This is a genomic window from Secundilactobacillus silagei JCM 19001 (assembly GCF_002217945.1).
Lineage (GTDB): Bacteria > Bacillota > Bacilli > Lactobacillales > Lactobacillaceae > Secundilactobacillus > Secundilactobacillus silagei.
Map to the genome: position 1 here is coordinate 30,119 of NZ_BCMG01000010.1, position 21,506 is coordinate 51,624.

A 21,506-nucleotide genomic window follows, 5' to 3' on the forward strand; every position below is an offset into this window, starting at 1 on the left:
TGCAATTGGGGAGGAACAGACGATGGTACTTAGCCCATTAGACATTCATAATAAGGAGTTTTCAACAAAGTTACGTGGTTATAACGTTGACGAAGTGAATGATTTTCTGGAACAGATCATTAAAGATTATCAGATTACTCTGGATCAGAATAAAAAATTAACGGATCAATTGGCTTCTGCAGATGAAAAGCTGAAGTACTTCAACGATTTGAAAGATTCTTTGAACCAGTCAATCATTGTGGCGCAGGAAGCCGCAGACAAGGTGAAGTCAAACTCGCAAAAAGAAGCCGAGATCATCAATCAAGAAGCGCAGAAACAAGCGGATGATACGGTAAATGAAGCAACTCAAAAGGGCAACCAGTTAATTTCGGAAGCCTCCAAACGAGCGCAAAAATTAGCCGTGGAAACTGACGACCTTAAGAAGAGTACCCGGGTATTTCGGCAACGGCTGCAAGTCATGCTTGAAAGCCAGCTGGAAGAAATCAAGAGTGACAGTTGGGATAATCTGCTCAAGGATGACGGTTCATCGACCTATGAAGAAATTCAAAACGTCATTAAGCAAAACAAACTTGACAATGAGAATGAAGATGGCGTAAACTCGACTTCACAAGCAGATGAACAATCCGATTCATCGGGTGAGATCTATGACGCTGATCAGCCGGTTGATCCAGATAACGATCAGTCAACTGAAACGGTTGTAATTTTTCCAGATGATGACGCTAAAAAGTAATCTGCGGCTAAATTTTAAAGCGGTATGAAGAATAGAAAGCATCCCAGCAAGTTTCAGAGAGCCGGTGTCATGGTGGAAAGCCGGTAACCACTGCTGGGGCGCAGATCATCTTCTAGCTGTCTGACTGAAACGTAAGTCAGGACGGGTCGGCTCCGTTAACGGCTAAGATAAGAGAATTATTGATTCTAAAATTGGGTGGTACCACGAAGACTTCGTCCCTTGGGTGAGGTCTTTTTTTGTGCCATTCAATAATTTGAGGAGGGACCCTAATGCGGGTAAAAGACACACTGAACTTAGGTAAAACCAAGTTCAAAATGCGCGGTAATTTACCAGTCAAAGAAGCTGATCTACAAAAAGCTTGGGCTGATAATAAAGTATATCAATTAAGACAAAAATTAAACGAAGGTAAACCAACGTTTATCTTACACGATGGCCCGCCATACGCGAATGGTGACATTCACATGGGCCATGCTTTGAACAAGGTGTCAAAGGACTTCATCGTCCGTTACAAGTCAATGAACGGCTTCCGGGCACCCTACGTTCCCGGATGGGATACTCATGGGCTACCAATTGAACAAAAATTGACTCAACAAGGTTACGACCGTAAGAAGATGTCCACGGTTGCATTCCGGCAGTTATGCCGCAAGTATGCTTTGGAACAAGTTGACCGTCAACGTGAAGAGTTCAAACGCTTAGGAGTTACCGGTGACTGGGACAACCCATACCTGACCTTGAAGCCAGAATTCGAAGCCCAAGAAGTACGGGTCTTTGGTGCCTTTGCTAAACGCGGTTTGATTTTCAAGGGTAAGCGACCGGTTTACTGGTCATGGTCATCTGAATCAGCACTGGCTGAAGCCGAAATTGAATATCATGATGTAACGTCACCATCAGTGTTTTTCTGTGAACAAGTTGTAGATGGTAAAGGTGTGTTGGAAAACGACAATACATACATGTGTGTGTGGACAACCACACCATGGACAATTCCTGCATCTGAAGGAATCACCATTGATGCCGGCTTTGATTATTCCGTTGTCCAGCCTAAGGGTGAAGATCGTAAGTTTGTTATTGCCACTGAATTGGTTGACGGATGTGCCGAAAAGTTTGGCTGGGAAGATGTTAAGACGCTTAAAACGGTTAAAGGTAAAGACCTTGAGAACGTTTTGACCCGCCATCCATTTTATCCAGAACGTAAATTAGTTACCATGCTGGGTGACTTTGTTACCTTGGACGCTGGTACTGGTCTGGTCCACAGTGCTCCTGGTTTTGGTGAAGATGATTTCAACGTTGGTGTTAAATATGGTTTACCGATTTCAGTTCCAGTCGATGACAAGGGCTATATGACGAGCGAAGCCGGTCCTGATTTTGAAGGTGTTTTCTACGATGATGCCAACAAGATTTCACTGGATAAACTAAAAGCATCAAACTTGATGTTACACTTCATGCCAATCAAGCATAGTTATCCATTTGACTGGCGGACTAAGAAGCCAGTTATCTACCGGGCAACACCGCAATGGTTTGCTTCAGTTGATAAGATGAAAGATGAAATCTTAGCTTCCCTTGACGATGTTCAATTCTTCCCAGACTGGGGTAAGAAGCGGTTGCACAATATGATTCGTGACCGTGGCGACTGGGTCATTTCACGGCAACGGGTCTGGGGCGTGCCGCTACCAATTTTCTACGGTGAAGACGGCGAAGCCATTATTACCCCAGAAACCATTGAACACGTGGCTCAGTTATTCGGTAAGTATGGTTCTGATGTTTGGTTTGCTCGTGAAGCTAAGGACCTGTTACCAGATGGCTTTACTTCACCGCATTCTCCAAACGGTAAGTTTACTAAGGAAACTGACATCATGGATGTTTGGTTTGACTCCGGTTCTACTCACCAAGGCGTGCTGGTTGAACGACCAGAACTCGAATACCCGGCTGACCTTTACCTTGAAGGTTCTGATCAGTACCGTGGCTGGTTCAACTCCAGTTTGATCACCAGTGTGGCCGTTTCTGGTCACGCCCCATACAAGGCGGTATTATCACAAGGATTTACCCTTGATGGTCAAGGTCACAAGATGAGCAAGTCATTGGGGAACACGATTGCCCCAGCAGAAGTCATCAAGAAGATGGGGGCTGAAATCGTCCGTCTCTGGGTTGCTTCCGTTGACAGTAGCGCCGACGTGCGGGTCTCAATGGACGCCTTCACTAAGATTTCTGATGCTTACAAGAAGATCAGAAACACCATGCGTTACATGTTAGCCAACACCTCTGACTTTGATCCAAAGACCGATGCAGTTTCAGTTGAAGACTTAGCTTCAGCTGATAAGTACATGCTGGCCCAGTTCAACAAGTTAATTGAAAGCGTCAAGGGGCACTACGATCGTTATGACTTCTTGGATATTTACAAGGAAGTAATGAACTTCGTGATCTCTGATCTGTCAGCCTTCTATCTGGACTTTGCTAAGGATATCTTGTATATCGATGCCAAGGACAGCCATTCACGCCGTTCAATGCAGACGGTCTTGTATGATATTGCAGCTGGTTTAACTAAGTTGCTGACACCAATTCTGCCACATACCGCAGAACAGATCTGGCCATTCCTGAAGGAACCAGAAGACTACGCCCAATTAGCTGAAATGCCAACTGTTCAACACTTTAACGGTGAAGATCAGTTAGTTGAAAACTGGGATGCCTTCATGGAATTGCGTTCAGATGTCTTGAAGGCCTTGGAAGAAGCCCGTGATCAAAAACTGATCGGTAAGGCTTCTGAAGCTAAATTGACCTTGTACCTTGATGACAAGCAGACTAAGTTATTGAACGACTTAGACACTGATGTTCGTCAGGTATTGTTGGTATCTGGCTTGACCGTTGCTAAAATGGCGGATGCACCAACTGACGCTGAACAATTCAACGATGGTGTTGCCATCGTGGTAGCCGAAGCCGATGGTGACGTTTGCGAACGTTGCCGGATGACCCGCGAAACGGTGGGGGCCGATCCTGATTATCCGCACTTCTGTGACCGCTGTGCCAAGATCGTTCGCGCAGAGTTCCCAGAAACCGTGGGTGTTGCGTTTGATGAAAAGTAATTAAAGATTAAAACAAAACGGGTGTCAGACGAATGGTTTTGTCTGGCACCCGTTTTTTGGGTACCACTGGCTTGATTTAGATAGGCTTGGTAGTTTAGAATAAAAAGCGAGTTATTTTCAATTAACGACCATGACACTGCTTAATTTCCAAGTCAGATAATGTTTAGAACGGATCAGATAGGTAACTTAACTTGAATGGAGTGGCAGTATGATTAAAGGAAAAGTAGAACGTTACAACGAACAAAACGGGTTTGGCTTCATTAAATCTGAAGCTGGTGAATCGCTATTTGTTCACTATACCGGAATTGAAATGGGTGGTTTTAAAAAATTAACGCCCGGACAAGAAGTTGAATTTGTGGTGGTTGAAGGCCAAAAGGGGCCTCAAGCAGCACGGGTCCGGCCAATTCAAGAATCAACGCAGACGGATTCTGAAGCATAATTTCTGATCAACAAGGGATGATTAAATGGATTTAGAAGAAAAAGTTGTCGCGCACGAGCCAATCTATGACGGTGCCATTATCAACGTCGAACGCCAAACGGTTGAATTACCCAATGGTGAAAAAGCCTATCGTGAAATCGTGCATCATTCAGGTGCCGTAGCGGTCATGGCCATTACACCGGAACAAAAAATGATTCTGGTACGTCAATGGCGCTCACCAATTGCACGCCCCACGTTAGAGATTCCGGCGGGCAAGCTGGATTCGCGTGATGGTGATGACCCTCAGCACGCTGCCATTCGGGAATTAAACGAGGAAATTCGGCTGCACCCTGACCACCTCGAACGGTTAGCCGGTTTTTATTCGTCAGTGGGTTTTTCAGACGAATACATGACGTTATATTTAGCGACTGATCTGCGGCCAGTGCAATCCGAATTACCTCGGGATAAGGGTGAAAACTTGAATATCAGGGCCTATTCCTTAGCCGAACTGAAAACGATGGTTAAAAACGGTGACATTGAAGATGCTAAAACGGTGATGGCGGTTTGGCGCTTTGAAATGATGCAGCAAAAAAGTAGGTGAGCCTTATCGCATATCAAGATGATGATCAGCGAGCAGACGATGGCGAACAGCCATTGAGCCGCAGCGCGTATCGTGAAGCACAGCGAAAAAAGCAGGAAGACTTTGACCGCCGCGACCATGAACGGCTGAAGGCCGAAAAGCGGTATGCTAAACAGCACAGTGACCCGGAATACGACCAAAAACAGCAGGACGCGGTCACGGCTGATAAGATCGGCCGGCTGAAGCGTCGATTAAACTGGACGATTGGCTGGCTGATCGTGGGTATCGTCGCAGTCTTTTTAATCCTATTTTTTGTGGAATTCTAACGCTTATAAAGTGAGGGCAAGATAATGAAATACGGTATTTTATGCGCCATGGATGAAGAAATTGAAACGTTAAAAAAGGCCTTAGTCAACGAAAACGTCGTGGATGTTTCCGGCGTGTCGTTTTACGAAGGCACGATCAGCGACCAGGACGTGGTTTTGGTCCGCTCCGGGATCGGTAAAGTGCAGGCTGGACTAACGACCGCCTTATTGATCACGCAGTTTCACGTTGACGTGGTCATTAACTCTGGCTCTGCCGGTGGTATCGGTAAGGGTCTGCACGTGGGCGACGTGGTGCTGTCAACGCAGACGGCCTATCACGATGTCGACGCGCGGGCGTTTGATTACGTCTACGGTCAATTACCTGGCCAACCTGCCCGTTTTGATGCTGACAAGACCTGGGTCGCAAAGCTGGAACAGGCTGCCAAATCGACCGGACTGAACGTTAAAACCGGGCTGATCGTTTCTGGGGATCAATTTATTGCCAGTCACGAAGCTGTCGACAAGATCTTAAAGCATTTTCCAGACGCCTTATCCAGTGAAATGGAAGGCGCGGCGGTTGGCCAAGTGGCCCACCAATTTAACACCCCTTACGTCGTGGTTCGGGCAATGTCTGATGTTGGTGACGAAAACGCCGGGGTCAGCTTTGATGACTTTATTATTGAAGCTGGTAAACGGTCAGCACAAATGTTGTTGGCCCTGTTTGCAGCTTAGCGAGTTAAAGGAGTTTTTACAGTGAAAGAAATTTACTTAGATAACGCAGCCACCACCCCCATTTCTGATGAGGTCCTCGCCGAAATGACGGATAAGCTGCAAAACGTTTACGGTAACGCGTCAACCCTTTATGGACTGGGGCGTCAGGCGCACACCGTTCTGGAAAATAGCCGGCAGATCATTGCCCAGAGCATTAACGCCGATGAAGACGACATTATTTTTACCAGTGGCGGGACTGAATCTGATAATACGGCCATTATGCAAACGGCCTATGCGCGCCAGTCATTAGGTAAACACATCATTACCACGGCCATTGAACACGAAGCAATTCTCAAGCCGCTGCATTTTTTAGAGGAACAGGGGTTTGAAGTGACCTATCTGCCAGTGGACGAAAATGGTCTGATCAGCTTAGATGATTTCAAAAACGCCTTACGCGATGATACGATCCTGGTCACCATTATGACTGGGAATAACGAAGTGGGCAGCCACATGCCGATTCACGAGATCGGTGAACTGCTGAAGGATCACCAAGCTTGGTTCCATACGGATGCGGTGCAGGCTTACGGCTTGCTGGATATTGACGTTAAGCGCGACCACATCGACATGCTGTCCACTTCGGCGCACAAGATCAACGGACCGAAAATGGTCGGTTTTCTGTACCGTAAAACGGGGATCAACTTTCCAAGCTTTATTAAGGGTGGCGACCAGGAAGAAAAGCGTCGCGCCGGGACGGAAAATATTCCGGGAATCGCGGGTATGGCAGCCGCTGTTAAGACGATCACTTCTGAAGAAAAGGCCCATCGTCAAGAGAAATACTTCCAGTTCAAGCAGCAGATCGTTAAGGGCTTGACGGATGCTGGCGTGGACTTTGAAGTGAATGGGTCACTGGACCGGAATAATTTACAGCACGTGTTGAACCTGTGGATCAAAGGGGTCTCGACCTACGTCATGCAAACTAACCTTGATCTAGCTGGGATCGCCGTTTCCGGTGGTTCAGCTTGCACGGCGGGGTCAATTGAACCATCGCACGTGCTGACCGCCATGTTTGGTTCGGACAGTCCTCGAATCTCAGAGTCCATTCGGATCAGTTTTGGCCGCTACACGACTGAGGCCGATATTTCAGCACTGGTAACAAATATTTCTAAAATTGTGTCTCGGGTAAAGACACGCAGTGGGGTGAAGTAAGATGGCATTTGATAAAACGAGTAAGTTACAGGGTGACGAGCAGTCGTATACAATTAGTGATGGCATCAAGAAATTTTCACTGAGAGACGTTGGTTTTAATGAAAGCAAGAACGGCAACTTCACGTTAAAACGTTCATTAGACCCATCGTCACCCTATAATGCAACGGTAGAATTAAAAGTCATGGTCAATTCAGATTTGAGCGGCTTTAAAATGGCCGCGGTTGCGGGTAATGGCATGCGTGAAGTGAACATTTTCAAAATGGAACGCAAAGATGCCTTTCTGGAACAGTTCCATTACATTATGGATAACCTGGAAGAACGCGAGATCATCGTGCCAGTAACGCACTAATCGCTTGCAATAGGGGCTATTGGCGTGTATTATCATTTATACTGGATTTTTGCGACCTTCAACTCGTGGATTCTCCAGAATCTGTTATGAAGTGATGGTGATTTTATGCAAGACAACAGCCAAACGCGTGTGGTGGTCGGCATGAGTGGCGGGGTTGACTCGTCCGTTGTCGCACTGCGCTTAAAGCAGCAGGGCTATGACGTGGTCGGTGTGTTCATGAAAAACTGGGACGACACTGATGAAAACGGCGTCTGTACTGCTACCGAAGATTATAAAGACGTGGCTAAAGTCGCTGCCAAAATTGGGATTCCTTACTACTCAGTCAACTTCGAAAAGGAGTACTGGGACCGGGTCTTTACTTATTTCTTAGATGAGTACAAGAAGGGCCGGACCCCTAATCCGGATGTGATCTGTAATAAGGAAATCAAGTTTAAGGCGTTCTTAGACTACGCTTTGGATCTCGGTGCCGACTACATCGCAACTGGCCACTACGCCCAGTTAAACCGCGATGCTGACGGTCATATGCACTTAATGCGTTCGGTCGACCAAAACAAGGACCAGACCTACTTTCTCAGTCAGCTTTCCACGGAACAGCTGGACCGCGTGATGTTTCCCATTGGTGACATCACTAAGCCAGAAGTTCGGCGGATCGCTGAGCAGGCTGGCTTGGCAACGGCTCACAAGAAGGATTCCGTTGGGATCTGCTTTATTGGTGAGAAGAACTTTAAGGGCTTCTTAGGCCACTATCTACCAGCCAAGCCCGGTAAGATGATGACCCTTGATGGTGACGTTAAGGGCGAGCACGCTGGTCTGATGTACTATACCATTGGTCAGCGTCGGGGCCTTGGTATCGGTGGCGATGGTGAGGATAATGAGCCGTGGTTCGTGATCGGTAAGGACCTGAAGAAGAACATTCTGTATGTCGGCAAGGGGTATCACAATGAGCATCTTTACGCGACTCATCTCGAAGCCTCTGACATTCACTGGGTCAACACCATTGACCGCGGTCAAGACTTCCGGGCAACCGCGAAATTCCGTTACCGTCAAGTCGATACCGGTGTGACTGTTCATCTGTCTGACGATGGTCAAAAGGTCACCGTTGAATTTGATGATCCGGTCCGGGCAATTACGCCTGGGCAAGCTGTCGTTTTCTACGATGGTCAGGAATGTCTAGGGAGTGCCATTATTGACGCTGCTTACAGTAAGGATCGTCAGCTCCAATACGTTTAAATAGATAATCAAAACCAACCCAGGTTCTGCGTAGAACTTGGGTTGGTTTTTTGGGGTCAACCTGTCATAATAGGATTGATTAATTTTTAAAATTAACGTTGGTTGAGAGGGAAAGACATTGAAATTATTTTTCTTACGACATGGTAAAACCGAGTGGAACCTTGAGTCTCGTTATCAGGGCGCTGGTGGCGATTCACCGCTCTTACCTGAAAGTTACGACGAAATCAAGCAAGCAGGAGCGTATTTAAGACAGATCAAATTTGCCCATATTTACGCCAGCCCGATTAAGCGAGCCCGGAACACGGCCAGTACCGTCCGGCAGTATTTACCTGGTAAACCAGCCCTCAGCTTGCTGAGCCGGCTGGAAGAGTTTCATCTGGGGAAAATGGAGGGGATGCGCTTCAAAGAGGCTCAAACCCGCTTCCCTGAAGAATTCGACGCTTTTCGCAACGCACCGGCTGATTATCGGCCAGTAGAAATTGGCGGTGAAAGTTTTCAGGAAGTGATCGACCGGATGACACCGGCGATTCAGACAATTGTGCACAATTACCCAAACGACGATCAAAACGTTTTGATCGTCAGCCATGGGGCGGCTTTAAACGCTGAAATCAACGCGTTATTGGGGACGCCTTTAGCCCATTTACGGGATCGTGGCGGGTTAAGTAACACCTCCACGACCATTTTAGAGACCCATGATGCGGGCGCACACTATGAACTAGTGGCCTGGAACAAAACCGATTATTTGAAACGAAAACTTGATCCAACAGACACTATTTAGAGGGGCGACGACATGACTGAGACAAATCAACAGCAGGATGCTCAAAAAACTGAGCGGGATGCGAAACAAAAAGAATCAGAACAACTCATGCACCGGCTGATTCAAGAAATTGATGATGATCCAGATAACTATCATACCTACTATGATTTAGGGGCCCTGTTAGTTAATCTAAAGAGTTATTCTCAAGCAGAAGAATTAATGATGAAGGCGCTGGGGCTATTTGCGGATAAGAGCCGGGCTGCCAAGGATACGTTAACGTACGGCCTGGGTAACGTGTACTATGCTGCTGGGGAATTTCAAAAAGCCATTGCGCAGTTTAATAAAGTTAAAGATTCTAAGTTAAAAAGTGATGCCTACATGATGTTAGCGCAAAGTTATATGGGGAATAACGACCATAAAACGGCGCTGGCATTCGCGTTGACCGCCGCGGAGAATCACCGGCAGGATCCGCAGGTCAATCAATTGATCGCGGATAATCTATTAGCAGTCGGCAGTTTTAAAGAGGCAGCTCAGTACTACGATAAAACGCTGGCCAGTGATCCGAAGAACGGCCACGCCCAGTTTGACCGTGGCATTGCCGCTGTTGTCATGGGTGAAGATGCCACTGAGTACTTTAACCAAGCGAAACAATTAGACCCGAAATACTATCAAAAAGGGCAGTCACGGTTAGCCGATATTCAGGGGGCTTTGACTAAAAAGAAAACTGATCAAAATTCCAAAGATGATCAGACGAACGCTTAATCTGAAAGTGGGATGTGCAAAATGGCCAGTGAAAATATAAATCTATTTGATGCGGATCAAAAGCCACAGCAGTCCTACATCGTTGGTACGGTATCAGCGACTTTTTTTGAAAGCCCGGATAGTTTTTATAAGGTCTTACTGGTGAAGGTCTCGCAAACTAACCTTGACTGGCGGGGTGACGAGATCGTGGTGACCGGCAACTTTGCCGATGTGACCGAGGAGATGCCTTACCGCTTCTTTGGTAAATTAGTGGAGCACCCCAAGTACGGTCAGCAATTTCAGGCTGAGAATTATCAAAATGAGGCACCAACGACTAAGGAAGGCATTGTCCAATATCTATCAGGCGATGATTTTCCAGGACTAGGTAAAAAAACGGCCGAAAAGATCGTCGCTTTACTGGGCTTGACGGCCATTGATCAAATCAATCAGGATCCATCAGTACTGGATCCGCTGAACTTAAAAACTGAAGTCAAACAGACGCTGATTGACAATTTGACCAGCAATAACGGCGTCGAACAGATTATTATTGGTCTAAACGGTTACGGCTTTGGTAGTCGGCTCGCCAGTGTGATTTTTGAACGGTATAAGGAAAAAACGCTGCAGGTGATTCAGGAGAATCCCTATCAGTTAGTTGAAGACATTAACGGGGTGAGTTTTAAACGGGCTGACCAGATTGCGGAGCAGCTCGGGATTGGCACCCAGTCACCGCAACGGATTCAGGCCGGGTTGCTGCAGACGTTAAGTGAACTGGCTATGGCGGATGGCAACACCTTTACCACCGCTGAGCCGTTACTAAACGGCACCGTGCAACTCTTGCAGGACAGCCGTAATGAAGCAGTTAATCCGCAATTGATTGCGGATCAGCTGATCGAATTGGGAAAAGCGCAAAAGGTGGTTGGCGAAGATAACCGGATCTTCTTGAAGGGTCTCTATGACGCGGAATGGCAGGCGGCGGAACATCTCAACCGAATCTGTCAGGCTGAGGATCTTCCCAGCTTTAAGGATAAGGTGATTGAAAAACAGATGCGCTTAGTTGAGCGCAATCTGGGAATTACCTATGATGAGTCGCAGGAGTCAGCAATCTTAGCGGCAATTCAATCCCACGTTTTCCTGTTGACGGGTGGTCCGGGAACCGGTAAAACGACCATTATTAACGGCATCGTGAACCTGTATGCCAAATTGCACGAGCTATCTTTAGACGTTAATCAGTATAAGGACCAGCCGTTTCCCATCCTGCTGGCCGCACCAACGGGCCGGGCAGCAAAACGGATGAGTGAAACTACCGGCTTGCCTGCTAGTACGATTCACCGGCTGTTAGGGCTGACGGGACGGGAAAACAACGATGACGTAACGGCCAAAGATCTGGAAGGTTCACTATTGATCGTTGACGAAATGTCGATGGTCGATATTTACCTGTTTCGCACGTTGCTGCGGGCCATTCCGGATTCCATGCAAGTGGTACTGGTCGGTGATAAGGATCAGTTACCCTCAGTTGGACCGGGCCAGGTCTTCTTTGACCTCTTAAGCAGTCATCGGCTGAAGGAAATGGAGCTTAACACGATTTATCGCCAGGACGATGATTCCTCGATTATTCCGTTGGCTCATGACATCAAGATCGGCAAATTACCGGCTGATTTCACGCAAAATAAGTCTGACCGGTCATTTATTGCTTGCAACGCCTATCAGATGCCTTCCGTGATCGAACAAATCGTCGGCAAGGCCAAGCAACGGGGCTTTTCCGCGGACGACTTTCAGGTGTTAGCACCGATGTACCGGGGCCCAGCCGGGGTGACGCGCTTGAATACGCTGATTCAAGATATTATGAATCCCCTGAGTGATACCCGCAAAAAAGAAGTTGAATTTCGCGGTGAAAAATTCCGCATTGGCGACAAGGTCTTGCACCTGGTCAACAGTCCCGAAAATAACGTGTTTAACGGCGATATTGGCTCAATCGTGGGCATCACCTTAGCTAAAGCGAAGGGGAATACCGATAAAGTCGATAAACTCACCGTTGCCTTTGACGCGACTGAAGTCACCTATCCGCGCAATGAATGGGATAAATTGACCTTGGCCTACTGTACAACGATCCATAAGGCGCAGGGGAGCCAGTTTAAAATGGTGATTTTGCCCATGGTGATGCAGTATTCGCGGATGCTGCAACGCAATCTGTTATATACCGCGATTACTCGGGCCAAGTCAACGTTGATTTTATTGGGTGAACAAGCGGCTTTTGAAACCAGTGTCAGACGGCAGTCAGTTAACCGTCAAACGGCGCTAGTAGACCGCATTACGGCGACGATCAGTGACGTTCAGGAATCAATTAGCCAGCAGGCGGCTGAAAAACCAGCTGCCAGCAAGCCGGTTGAGCAACCCGCTAAAGTGGCCTCACAGCCGCAACCAGAGGCTCAACCAGAAACGGTAGCCGAAGACAACGGGCCGACGATTCTAAACGATGGCATTTTAACTATGTCGTTGATCAGCAGCGGTCAGATCGATCCGATGATCGGAATGGGAAAGATCACGCCAAAATCGTTTACTAAAAATTAGCGATAGTGTACTATTTGTTTATGTAGGTAAATTGACAATACAAATTCTGGAGGAAAAATATGCCAAATCAAAGTGAAGCTGAACATCCATTAAAGATGTTTGCGTTAAATTCAAACCGGCCACTGGCAGATAAGATTGCTGCGGCAGCGGGTGTCGAACTGGGTAAGGCTACCATTAAGCATTTTAGTGATGGTGAGATTTCGATCACGGTGGATGAAAGTATCCGTGGCGATGACATCTTCTTGATTCAGTCAGTTTCAGATCCAGTCAACACGATGCTAATGGAGTTGCTGATCATGGTGGATGCCGTCCGCCGTGCCAGCGCCCATTCCATTACGGTCGTGATCCCGTATTACGGTTATTCCCGGGCGGACCGTAAAGCCCGTTCCCGCGAACCCATTACGGCTAAATTGATCGCATCGCTACTAGAAGATGACGGTGTTAACCGGGTCGTCACGCTTGACTTGCACGCCGCTCAACTGCAAGGGTTCTTTGATATTCCAATGGATCATTTGGAAGCCGCCCCATTACTGGCGGGCTACTTTGAAGACCACCACTTGACCGATAATTTGGTCATCGTTTCACCCGATCACGCGGGGGTCTCAAAAGCCCGTCGAATGGCGGACCTCCTGCACGCACCATTAGCCATTATTGATAATCGGGATCCAAATAAATCAACGACTTCTGCGGAAGCGGTGATCGGCTCCGTTAAGGGTAAAAACGCGATCTTAGTGGATGACATCATTGATACGGCGGTACGGATCTCAATTTCAGCTCAAACGCTGAAGAACGCTGGCGCCAACGACATCTATGCCGTGGCAACCCACCCGGTCTTTAGTAAGAACGCCGTTAGTCAAATGGTGAATTCACCACTGAAAAAGGTGATCGTGACCGACTCCATTCAAATGCCGGAATCAAAACAATTTGATAAACTGGAAATTATTTCCGTTGGTAATTTGATGGGTCAGGCGATCCGCCGTATTTATTCTGAACAAAGTGTTGGTCAGCTTTTTACCGAGTAAAAGAACAGATTAGTATAATTGTTAAAGACTAAAAATTAGAGATGGAGAATCGGCATCATGACATTTAAAAAGATCTTGGTTGGTATCGGTAGTCTTGCGTTAGCCTTAACGCTTGCAGCTTGCGGTCAGTCCAAGTCGAGCAGTACTCAGCAGATGGCTGATAAGCAGGACCTTAATCTAAGTACGACTGATACCATTTCAACATTGGATAATTCGGCAGCTTCTGAATCAGTGAGTTTAACTGCCCTATATTCCACTAATGAAGGGTTATACCGGCTGGGGAAGCATTCGAAAGTGGAAAACGCCCTGGCAACTAAAACCAACGTTTCAAATGACGGCTTAACTTACACGTTTAACCTACGTAAAAACGATCACTGGAGTAATGGTAAACCCGTTACCGCCCAGGATTTCGTTTATTCCTGGCGGCGGACAGCCAACCCGAAAACGGCGGCTAACTACGCTTATCTCTTTGCCGGGATCAAGAACTTTAGTGCGATTCAAAAGGGGCGGATGAGTCCGAATACCTTAGGCGTTTCAGCCCCAAGTAAGGATAAGCTGGTGGTTACATTAGACCGGCCAGTACCGTACTTTAAGCTGTTACTGGCCTTTCCGACCTTCTTCCCGGAACAGCAGTCAGCGGTTGAAAAGTACGGTAAGCAGTACGGCCACAATAGTCAGGACGTCTCAAACAACGGGCCGTTTAAAGTGGCTGGCTGGAACGGGACGAACAATACTTGGCAGTTAAAGAAGAACCCGAATTACTGGGATAAAAAACACGTTCACTTAAGTGCCATCAACTTCCAAGTGGTGAAGAGCCCCAGCACCGGTTTGAACTTATATAACCAAAATAAACTTGATGTGACGCCTTTAACCGGGACCCAAGTTGCTAACTACAAGAACAATAAAGCCTTCACCAAATTTGAAGGCGGCTCAATGATGTATCTGCAGCTGAATGAAAAGCGGGATAAGGCATTGAGAAACGTTAAGATTCGGCAGGCACTGTCCCAGATCGTGAATAAACAGGCCTTAGCTACTAAGGTGTTACGTGACGGTTCCACGGCGCCAAAGGGCTTTGTTTCAACCAACCTCAGCAGAAACCCGAAGACCAAGGCGGATTTTGCAACTGACGCTTACGTGAAGTCTGGGGTAACCTATGATCCAAGTAACGCCAAGAAGCTTTGGGCACAAGGCATGAAGGAAGTCGGCCAAAAGAAGCTGACGTTGACCTTGCTGAGTGATGATACGGATCAGGCGAAGACCACGACACAGTATCTGCAAGACCAGTTCACCAAGCTACCAGGTCTGTCAGTTAACATTGATAACGTGCCTTACAAGAACCGTTTAGCACGGTCATCTAACGGGAACTTTGACCTGGTAGTTTCACAGTGGGGTGCCGACTTTGCTGATCCAATTAACTTCTTGAGCTTGCAGGAAACCAAGAACCCGACGAACAACGGTAAATGGTCTAACGCGGAATTCGACAAACTGACGAACGCTTCTCAGACGACGGATGCCAATGACCAGCAGAAACGTTACGAAGACCTCGTTTCTGCCGAGAAGATCCTGATGAAGGATCAAGGCGTCATTCCATTGTATCAGCCATCTACGACTGAACTATGGCGGCCAAACGTCCATGGTTACGTCTGGAATCCGGCTGGGATGAGCCGCGGTTATAAGGATATTTATTTAACGAAGTAAGTTTCACAGAAAAGCGTTAAAAAGCTTAACTAACGGTCGTTTGGACTGATAGTTAAGCTTTTTTGTGCAGTTATGCGATTTCAGCAACGTTTCAAATTGCAACTAAAAATTATCGCTTACAAATTAGCTTACTTGTTAAGTTAATTATTTTCAAAAATACGTGAAAAAATGGCAATTGAAAAGAATTGTTTGAAATTTTTAATGAAACATGGTATACCTGAGTTATAGGAATTGAAAGCGATAACAATTTTAAATAACCTTTTCCAATCAGGGTTAGGCGATGAAAGTTGAGGTTTTGACATGAACTTTGAAGATTTATTAACTGAGCAGCGTAATCGGCATTCCACCCATATTGATCAAGTTGATACGGAAGATATGGTCGAAATTATTAACCGTGAGGACCAGCGGGTTGGTCGGTCGGTTCAAAAGCAGTTACCACAGATCTCGGAAGCCATTAATTTGGCAACGACCCGTTTCGACAATGGCGGCCGGTTGATCTACATCGGTGCCGGAACTTCTGGTCGGTTAGGGGTTCTTGATGCAACGGAATTACGGCCGACTTATGGGCTGGAAGAGTCTCAGACCTTTGGCATCATCGCTGGTGGCCCAGACGCCATGTTTCACACCCTGGAAGGGGTAGAAGATTCAACCGAAGCAGCGGAAAATGATTTGAAAAAAGTCACGCTCAATAAAAAAGACATTGTGATCGGTATCGCCGCCAGTGGTGCGACGCCTTATACCGTGGCAGCTTTGCACTATGCCAAGCAGGTCGGTGCGTTGGCCATTGCCGTTGCCTGTGTAACTGACAGTCCTTTGGAACACAACGCCGATGTGGCAATTTGCCCGATCGTGGGACCGGAAGTGATCACCGGGGCCACGCTCATGAAGGCCGGGACTTCGCAAAAAATGATTTTAAACATGATCTCTAGTGGCATTATGATCCGTTCTGGTAAAGTCTATCAAAATCTGATGATCAACGTGGTACCCACTAACGAAAAAACTAAACGGCGGGCAAAGCGGATCATCGCGGCCGCTACACAGACGTCAACGCTGGCTGCCGAAAGAGCGTTGGATCGCGCGGATAATAACGTGCCGTTGGCAATTCTATTGATTGAAACTAAGGGAACGATTGCTGAAGCTAAAGCGTTATTGAAACAAGCTGGCGGCCACGTCAGCGATGCGGTGAAGCTCAGCTTGCAATCCTAATAAACAGCTAGCTTCAGATTCACATGGTTTTCCCCTTGACCGGGTGTCGTTCTCCTTTTAAAATTGATATGTACCAATTTATAAGAGAAGGAGAATCACTCATATGTATGCAGCGGATGAAAATCGTTACGATGGTCGGATGCCCGTTCGTCGTGCCGGCAACAAGGGCCTGCAGTTACCTGCAGTGTCCTTTGGAATGTGGCACAGTTTCGGGGATGACGCCAACTATTCTGACAGTGAAAAGGTTATTTTAAAAGCATTTGATAGTGGTATTTTTAGTTTTGATTTAGCTTATAATTATGGTCCCGGATCAGGTGCAGCTGAACGGCTCTTCGGCCAAGTTTATCAGGCTAATTTGAAGCCGTACCGTGATGAACTGGTGATCACCACTAAAGCCGGCTATCACATGTGGCCAGGGCCTTATGGTGAAATGAGTTCCCGTAAGACGCTGATCAACGCGCTTGATAGCAGCTTGAAACGGATGGGGCTGGACTATGTTGATATCTATTACAGTCATCGTCCAGATCCAAACACTGATCCAGCTGAAACGGCGGAAGCTTTGGACAGTCTAGTTCGGGCAGGTAAAGCCTTATACGTTGGAATCTCTAACTATAATGATGCTCAAACTAAGGCCATTATGAAGACTTTCAAGGAACTGCACACACCATTCGTGGTCAATCAGTTATCCTACAATATGTTAAACCGCGAAGTTGAAGACAACGGTGTACTGGATACACTGAAAGCCAATAACCTCGGGATGGTTGCCTATGGTCCCTTAGCTGAAGGATTGCTGACGAATCAATATTTAGGCGGTATTCCAGAAGATTTTCAGATTCACTGGAGCAGTACTGAGGTCATGGATCAAGGCCGTGCTAAAGTGACTGCCAAGTTAAACCAGTTAAACGAAATGGCAAAGAATCGTGATCAGACGCTAGCTCAAATGTCTTTAGCCTGGTTATTAAAGGATCCCGTCGTTGTTAGTGTCGTTACGGGGGCTTCAAAGGTGTCCCATTTGGAAGATAACCTGAAAGCCGTTCAAAACATTCGTTTCTCTGCTGATGAATTAACCAAGATCAATTCTATTATTAAAGGCTAATTAAAGCGAATTACCCCCCCATTTTCGTGTTATCGAAATGGGGGATTTATTACATAGTTTAATGTTAACGATTTAAATCATGGGCGACCGTTTTCATACAGGCGAGTTGCGGTAAGGAGGACGTTGTGGCACAAAAAGTGACAATTCGGGATCTAGCGGAAGCTGCCGGGGTATCGGTAACCACGGTTTCACAAATTCTTAATGGTAAGGGCGATCGGTTTAGCAGCGATACCCGTGCGCGGGTCCTTAAATTACAAAAACAGTTGGGGTACGTGCCAGATTTTAACGCCCGTAATTTAATTATGGGGTCCACTCAAACTATTGGGGTGCTGATCCCCAACTTAGCCAACCCGTTTTTTAGTATGTTTATTAAGGGCATTCAGCAGGTCGCTCAGTCGAACCACTTTGTGCCCATTATCTTCGATGCCAACCAGAACCAGAGACTGCAAAGTATGTACCTTGAAGAATTGATCAAACGGGCAGCAAATGGTCTGATTATTGCCAGTGCTACGTTGGATGCCAACGATATTGATCGCATCCTGACCCGTAACGGGATTCCTTATCTACTGTTTGATCAAAATGATGCGCAGATTGGAGACCGGGTCTGGGTCGATGATTATAAGGGCGGTCAAATGGCGGCGAACTATTTGCTGTCGCAGGGCCACCGTAAAATTGCCTTACTGGCCGGCGAAACCATTACCCATAATATTCAGCAGCGAATCAGCGGTTTTCGGGCCGGTATGGCTAAGTATCGAGCAACACTGCCTGATGAGATGGTGGTTCAGACGTCAATGACGAAGTTAGGCGGCTATCAAGCCACGGCGGAGTTACTAGCGAAAAAGCCCACCGCGGTCTTTTGCATTAACGATGAGATGGCGATCGGTCTTTATCGCGGGCTTTCTGAACGGGGGCTGAAGGTGCCCGATGATCTGTCCGTGATGGGCTACGATGACATTGATCTGGCGAATTTTGTCACGCCTAAGCTGACGTCGATTCACCAGCCGGCATTTGAAATGGGGCAGGTCGCCACTAAACTGTTGATCGAGCGGCTGCATAATCCCAGATTGGCCCATCAGGATAAGCAGTTACCGCTGGAATTAGTGGCCCGGGACAGTGTCAAATTAATTGCTGATGATATACAGTAAAAATGTGAAACAAATATGAATTAATAGTGATTAAAGTGCGAATATCCTTATATATAAGGACTAAACGATATTTAATCTAATTTTAATATTCTAATAATATGCAAAAGAACGTGTATATTTAAGCTGATAAGGCTCAAATAGAACGTTTTTTTGCATATTTTTTTGGCAATAATCAGACAGACTTAAAAATGTGAAATCCTTGGCATTTTAACTGTGAAGCATTCGATGAAACCGGTGCCAGTTAACCGTATGATTAAGATGTCTAAAAGAGATAGGAGGTAACTACCATGACCAAACCAATTCATGTAACATCAGAAATCGGCAAACTTGACGTTGTGATGCTGAAACGCCCTGGTGCAGAGGTGGAAAACTTTACCCCTGAGATGATGCCAAGGCTCTTATTTGATGACATTCCTTACCTACCCATTGCGCAAAAAGAACACGATAATTTTGCTGACACACTAAGAGCGAACGGCGCTGAAGTGTTATATTTAGAAAACTTAGTGGTGGAAGCGTTAGATGCTGGCGGTCCAGCAGTCAAAACCGCCTTTTTGGACAAGATGTTAACTGAATCCGGTTATGCAGCTGGTATTATTCATCGTGAACTCGAAGACTACCTATTAAGTATGACAACAACTGAAATGGTGATCAAACTCATGGCTGGCGTACGGAAAAACGAATTGGACTTCGTACCGCGCGACCTGGTGAGTGCGGCTGAGGAACAGGATTATCCGTTCTACTTAGATCCAATGCCTAACCTGTACTTCACCCGTGACCCGGCAGCTTCGTTAGGCGACGGCCTCAGTATCAATCACATGACCTTCCCAGCAAGGCAGCGTGAATCCTTCTTTATGGAAACGATCATTAACTATCACCCACGGTTTGCTGATCAGGGCCTGCACGTTTGGCGGGACCGTGATCAGCCAGGACGAATCGAAGGTGGCGATGAATTAGTGCTCAGCGACACCGTGATCGCCATTGGAGTGTCAGAACGGACTTCAGCTGGTGCCATTGAAGATATCGCGCGCCGGTTATTTGAAAGAAAGAGCGGGTTTGAAAAGGTACTGGCCATTCGGATCCCGCATAATCACGCCATGATGCACTTAGACACGGTGTTTACGATGATCAACCACGATCAATTTACCGTTCATCCGGGAATCTTGGGTGAAGGCGGTCAAATCGATACGTGGACCATTACCGAAGATCAAACTGGTGACCTGCACGTTAACCACCATTCAGACCTCAAACAAGTGTTAAAAGACGTGCTGGGGTTAGCTGAGATCGACCTCATTCCGACCGGTGGCGGTGACCCCCTGATTGCTGACCGGGAACAATGGAATGATGGTTCGAATACATTGGCGATTGCTCCGGGAGTTGTGGTAACCTATAATAGAAACTACGTATCAAATCAGGTACTCCGTGAACATGGACTGAAAGTTCTGGAAGTTCTGTCCAGCGAACTTTCAAGGGGACGTGGCGGCCCAAGATGCATGAGTATGCCGCTGGTACGGGAAGATCTATAATCTAACAAAAAGGAGCTATTATCATGAAAGAATTTAAAAATAGCGTTTTTCAAGGACGGTCAGTGCTGGCCGAAAAAGATTTTAGTGCCGCTGAATTGAACTATTTGATTGACTTTGGACTGCATCTAAAGGCCCTTAAAAAAGCGGGCGTGCCGCATCATTACCTGGAAGGAAAGAACATTGCGTTACTGTTTGAAAAGAACTCGACCCGGACACGTTCAGCATTTACCACCGCGGCAATTGACCTTGGGGCGCACCCAGAATTCTTAGGCGCTAACGATATTCAGTTAGGTAAAAAAGAATCGGTTGAAGATACGGCTAAGGTGCTTGGCAGCATGTTTGACGGCATCGAATTCCGGGGCTTTAGTCAAAAAGTCGTGGAACAGTTAGCCGAATTCTCCGGGGTACCAGTTTGGAACGGGTTAACGGATGAATGGCACCCAACCCAAATGCTGGCCGACTTCATGACCGTGAAGGAAAACTTTGGTCATCTCAAGGGACTGACGTTGACTTATATGGGTGATGGCCGGAACAACATGGCCAATTCCCTGCTAGTTACCGGTGCAATCCTGGGGGTCAACATCCACATCGTGGCGCCTAACGAATTACACCCAGCCCAAGAGATTCAGGATCTGGCCAACGGGTTTGCGAAGGACTCAGGCGCGAAATTGCTGATCACGGATGATCTGGATGAAGGCCTGAAGGGGTCCAACATTGTTTACACCGACGTTTGGGTATCCATGGGTGAAAACAACTGGCAAGAACGGATCAATTTACTGAAACCTTACCAAGTCAACATGGCAGCTTTGAAGAAGACGGACACCCCAGATGATCAATTGATCGTGATGCACTGTCTGCCAGCTTTCCATGATACGACCACTGATTATGGTAAAGAAATTCAAGAGAAGTACGGCTTGACTGAAATGGAAATTACGGACGAAGTATTCCGCAGCAAATACGCCCGGCAGTTTGAAGAAGCTGAAAACCGGATGCATTCCATCAAAGCCATGATGGCAGCAACGTTAGGCGACTTATTTATTCCAAAAGTATAAGCTGATTAGTCGACTTTAGGGGGCTTAGGCGAAACATTCAGTTGTTTTGCTCAGCGCCCTTTTTATTTTTCAGCAGACACCTTGACAGAAAGGAT

At 46.8% G+C, this 21,506-nt stretch carries 19 protein-coding genes; all 19 read left to right on the forward strand.

Features of this window, described 5'->3' with window-relative positions; all coding sequences use genetic code 11:
• Positions 1 to 22: 22 nt before the first annotated feature.
• The 19 genes from CES79_RS09450 (at position 23) to argF (ending at position 21,411) form a co-directional block, all read left to right on the forward strand.
• Positions 23 to 730 carry a DivIVA domain-containing protein gene (locus CES79_RS09450; protein ID WP_089137021.1) on the forward strand — a complete coding sequence of 236 codons (708 nt, stop codon included), beginning with the start codon at positions 23 to 25 and terminating at the stop codon, positions 728 to 730.
• 269 nt (positions 731 to 999) lie between these two features.
• Positions 1,000 to 3,804: an isoleucine--tRNA ligase gene (gene ileS / locus CES79_RS09455; protein WP_089137022.1), complete on the forward strand. Its 2,805-nt coding sequence runs from the start codon at positions 1,000 to 1,002 to the stop codon at positions 3,802 to 3,804.
• Between the two features lie 208 nt (positions 3,805 to 4,012).
• Positions 4,013 to 4,243, forward strand: a complete 231-nt coding sequence (locus tag CES79_RS09460) for a cold-shock protein (RefSeq protein ID WP_089137023.1) — start codon at positions 4,013 to 4,015, stop codon at positions 4,241 to 4,243.
• Positions 4,244 to 4,268: 25 nt separating this feature from the next.
• Entirely contained in the window at positions 4,269 to 4,823 is a 555-nt protein-coding gene (locus CES79_RS09465) for an NUDIX hydrolase (protein WP_089137024.1), read from the forward strand.
• Positions 4,820 to 5,128, forward strand: coding sequence for a hypothetical protein (locus CES79_RS09470; RefSeq protein ID WP_089137025.1), 309 nt, complete (start codon positions 4,820 to 4,822; stop codon positions 5,126 to 5,128). Before CES79_RS09465 ends, CES79_RS09470 begins: the two co-directional genes overlap by 4 nt.
• Before the next feature lie 24 nt (positions 5,129 to 5,152).
• The gene (locus CES79_RS09475; RefSeq protein WP_054654723.1) at positions 5,153 to 5,839 is read left to right on the forward strand and encodes a 5'-methylthioadenosine/adenosylhomocysteine nucleosidase; all 687 of its coding nucleotides are present in this window, start codon (positions 5,153 to 5,155) and stop codon (positions 5,837 to 5,839) included.
• A 21-nt stretch (positions 5,840 to 5,860) separates the two neighbouring features.
• Positions 5,861 to 7,024, forward strand: a complete 1,164-nt coding sequence (locus CES79_RS09480; RefSeq protein ID WP_054654721.1) for a cysteine desulfurase family protein — start codon at positions 5,861 to 5,863, stop codon at positions 7,022 to 7,024.
• A gap of 1 nt (position 7,025) precedes the next feature.
• Positions 7,026 to 7,373, forward strand: coding sequence for a DUF1831 domain-containing protein (locus tag CES79_RS09485; RefSeq protein ID WP_054654719.1), 348 nt, complete (start codon positions 7,026 to 7,028; stop codon positions 7,371 to 7,373).
• A gap of 105 nt (positions 7,374 to 7,478) precedes the next feature.
• Positions 7,479 to 8,603, forward strand: a complete 1,125-nt coding sequence (gene mnmA, locus CES79_RS09490; RefSeq protein WP_054654717.1) for a tRNA 2-thiouridine(34) synthase MnmA — start codon at positions 7,479 to 7,481, stop codon at positions 8,601 to 8,603.
• Between the two features lie 118 nt (positions 8,604 to 8,721).
• Complete coding sequence (locus CES79_RS09495; RefSeq protein WP_054654715.1) at positions 8,722 to 9,381, forward strand: histidine phosphatase family protein; 660 nt, start codon at positions 8,722 to 8,724, stop codon at positions 9,379 to 9,381.
• A 12-nt stretch (positions 9,382 to 9,393) separates the two neighbouring features.
• Positions 9,394 to 10,122, forward strand: coding sequence for a tetratricopeptide repeat protein (locus CES79_RS09500; RefSeq protein WP_089137026.1), 729 nt, complete (start codon positions 9,394 to 9,396; stop codon positions 10,120 to 10,122).
• A gap of 21 nt (positions 10,123 to 10,143) precedes the next feature.
• Positions 10,144 to 12,669, forward strand: coding sequence for an SF1B family DNA helicase RecD2 (gene recD2, locus CES79_RS09505; protein ID WP_089137027.1), 2,526 nt, complete (start codon positions 10,144 to 10,146; stop codon positions 12,667 to 12,669).
• Between the two features lie 59 nt (positions 12,670 to 12,728).
• Complete coding sequence (locus CES79_RS09510; RefSeq protein ID WP_054654711.1) at positions 12,729 to 13,691, forward strand: ribose-phosphate diphosphokinase; 963 nt, start codon at positions 12,729 to 12,731, stop codon at positions 13,689 to 13,691.
• A gap of 57 nt (positions 13,692 to 13,748) precedes the next feature.
• The gene (locus CES79_RS09515) at positions 13,749 to 15,389 is read left to right on the forward strand and encodes a peptide ABC transporter substrate-binding protein (protein ID WP_089137028.1); all 1,641 of its coding nucleotides are present in this window, start codon (positions 13,749 to 13,751) and stop codon (positions 15,387 to 15,389) included.
• A gap of 300 nt (positions 15,390 to 15,689) precedes the next feature.
• Positions 15,690 to 16,595 carry an N-acetylmuramic acid 6-phosphate etherase gene (gene murQ / locus CES79_RS09520; protein ID WP_089137029.1) on the forward strand — a complete coding sequence of 302 codons (906 nt, stop codon included), beginning with the start codon at positions 15,690 to 15,692 and terminating at the stop codon, positions 16,593 to 16,595.
• Between the two features lie 103 nt (positions 16,596 to 16,698).
• Positions 16,699 to 17,691 (forward strand): aldo/keto reductase, encoded by a 993-nt coding sequence (locus tag CES79_RS09525; protein WP_054654708.1) that lies wholly within the window; start codon positions 16,699 to 16,701, stop codon positions 17,689 to 17,691.
• Between the two features lie 125 nt (positions 17,692 to 17,816).
• Positions 17,817 to 18,836: a ribose utilization transcriptional repressor RbsR gene (gene rbsR, locus CES79_RS09530; protein WP_054654706.1), complete on the forward strand. Its 1,020-nt coding sequence runs from the start codon at positions 17,817 to 17,819 to the stop codon at positions 18,834 to 18,836.
• A 287-nt stretch (positions 18,837 to 19,123) separates the two neighbouring features.
• Complete coding sequence (gene arcA / locus CES79_RS09535; protein WP_089137030.1) at positions 19,124 to 20,359, forward strand: arginine deiminase; 1,236 nt, start codon at positions 19,124 to 19,126, stop codon at positions 20,357 to 20,359.
• Between the two features lie 23 nt (positions 20,360 to 20,382).
• Positions 20,383 to 21,411 carry an ornithine carbamoyltransferase gene (gene argF, locus CES79_RS09540; RefSeq protein WP_089137031.1) on the forward strand — a complete coding sequence of 343 codons (1,029 nt, stop codon included), beginning with the start codon at positions 20,383 to 20,385 and terminating at the stop codon, positions 21,409 to 21,411.
• Positions 21,412 to 21,506: the final 95 nt, after the last annotated feature.

Excerpts from the sequence above, each read along its gene's own strand:
- CES79_RS09465 (WP_089137024.1), top strand. The coding sequence starts at position 4,269 with ATGGATTTAGAAGAAAAAGTTGTCGCGCACGAGCCAATCTATGACGGT.
- CES79_RS09460 (WP_089137023.1), top strand. The coding sequence starts at position 4,013 with ATGATTAAAGGAAAAGTAGAACGTTACAACGAACAAAACGGGTTTGGC.
- ileS (WP_089137022.1), top strand. The coding sequence starts at position 1,000 with ATGCGGGTAAAAGACACACTGAACTTAGGTAAAACCAAGTTCAAAATG.
- CES79_RS09510 (WP_054654711.1), top strand. The coding sequence starts at position 12,729 with ATGCCAAATCAAAGTGAAGCTGAACATCCATTAAAGATGTTTGCGTTA.
- CES79_RS09525 (WP_054654708.1), top strand. The coding sequence starts at position 16,699 with ATGTATGCAGCGGATGAAAATCGTTACGATGGTCGGATGCCCGTTCGT.
- recD2 (WP_089137027.1), top strand. The coding sequence starts at position 10,144 with ATGGCCAGTGAAAATATAAATCTATTTGATGCGGATCAAAAGCCACAG.
- arcA (WP_089137030.1), top strand. The coding sequence starts at position 19,124 with ATGACCAAACCAATTCATGTAACATCAGAAATCGGCAAACTTGACGTT.
- CES79_RS09475 (WP_054654723.1), top strand. The coding sequence starts at position 5,153 with ATGAAATACGGTATTTTATGCGCCATGGATGAAGAAATTGAAACGTTA.
- argF (WP_089137031.1), top strand. The coding sequence starts at position 20,383 with ATGAAAGAATTTAAAAATAGCGTTTTTCAAGGACGGTCAGTGCTGGCC.
- CES79_RS09500 (WP_089137026.1), top strand. The coding sequence starts at position 9,394 with ATGACTGAGACAAATCAACAGCAGGATGCTCAAAAAACTGAGCGGGAT.
- mnmA (WP_054654717.1), top strand. The coding sequence starts at position 7,479 with ATGCAAGACAACAGCCAAACGCGTGTGGTGGTCGGCATGAGTGGCGGG.
- CES79_RS09485 (WP_054654719.1), top strand. The coding sequence starts at position 7,026 with ATGGCATTTGATAAAACGAGTAAGTTACAGGGTGACGAGCAGTCGTAT.
- murQ (WP_089137029.1), top strand. The coding sequence starts at position 15,690 with ATGAACTTTGAAGATTTATTAACTGAGCAGCGTAATCGGCATTCCACC.
- CES79_RS09515 (WP_089137028.1), top strand. The coding sequence starts at position 13,749 with ATGACATTTAAAAAGATCTTGGTTGGTATCGGTAGTCTTGCGTTAGCC.
- CES79_RS09450 (WP_089137021.1), top strand. The coding sequence starts at position 23 with ATGGTACTTAGCCCATTAGACATTCATAATAAGGAGTTTTCAACAAAG.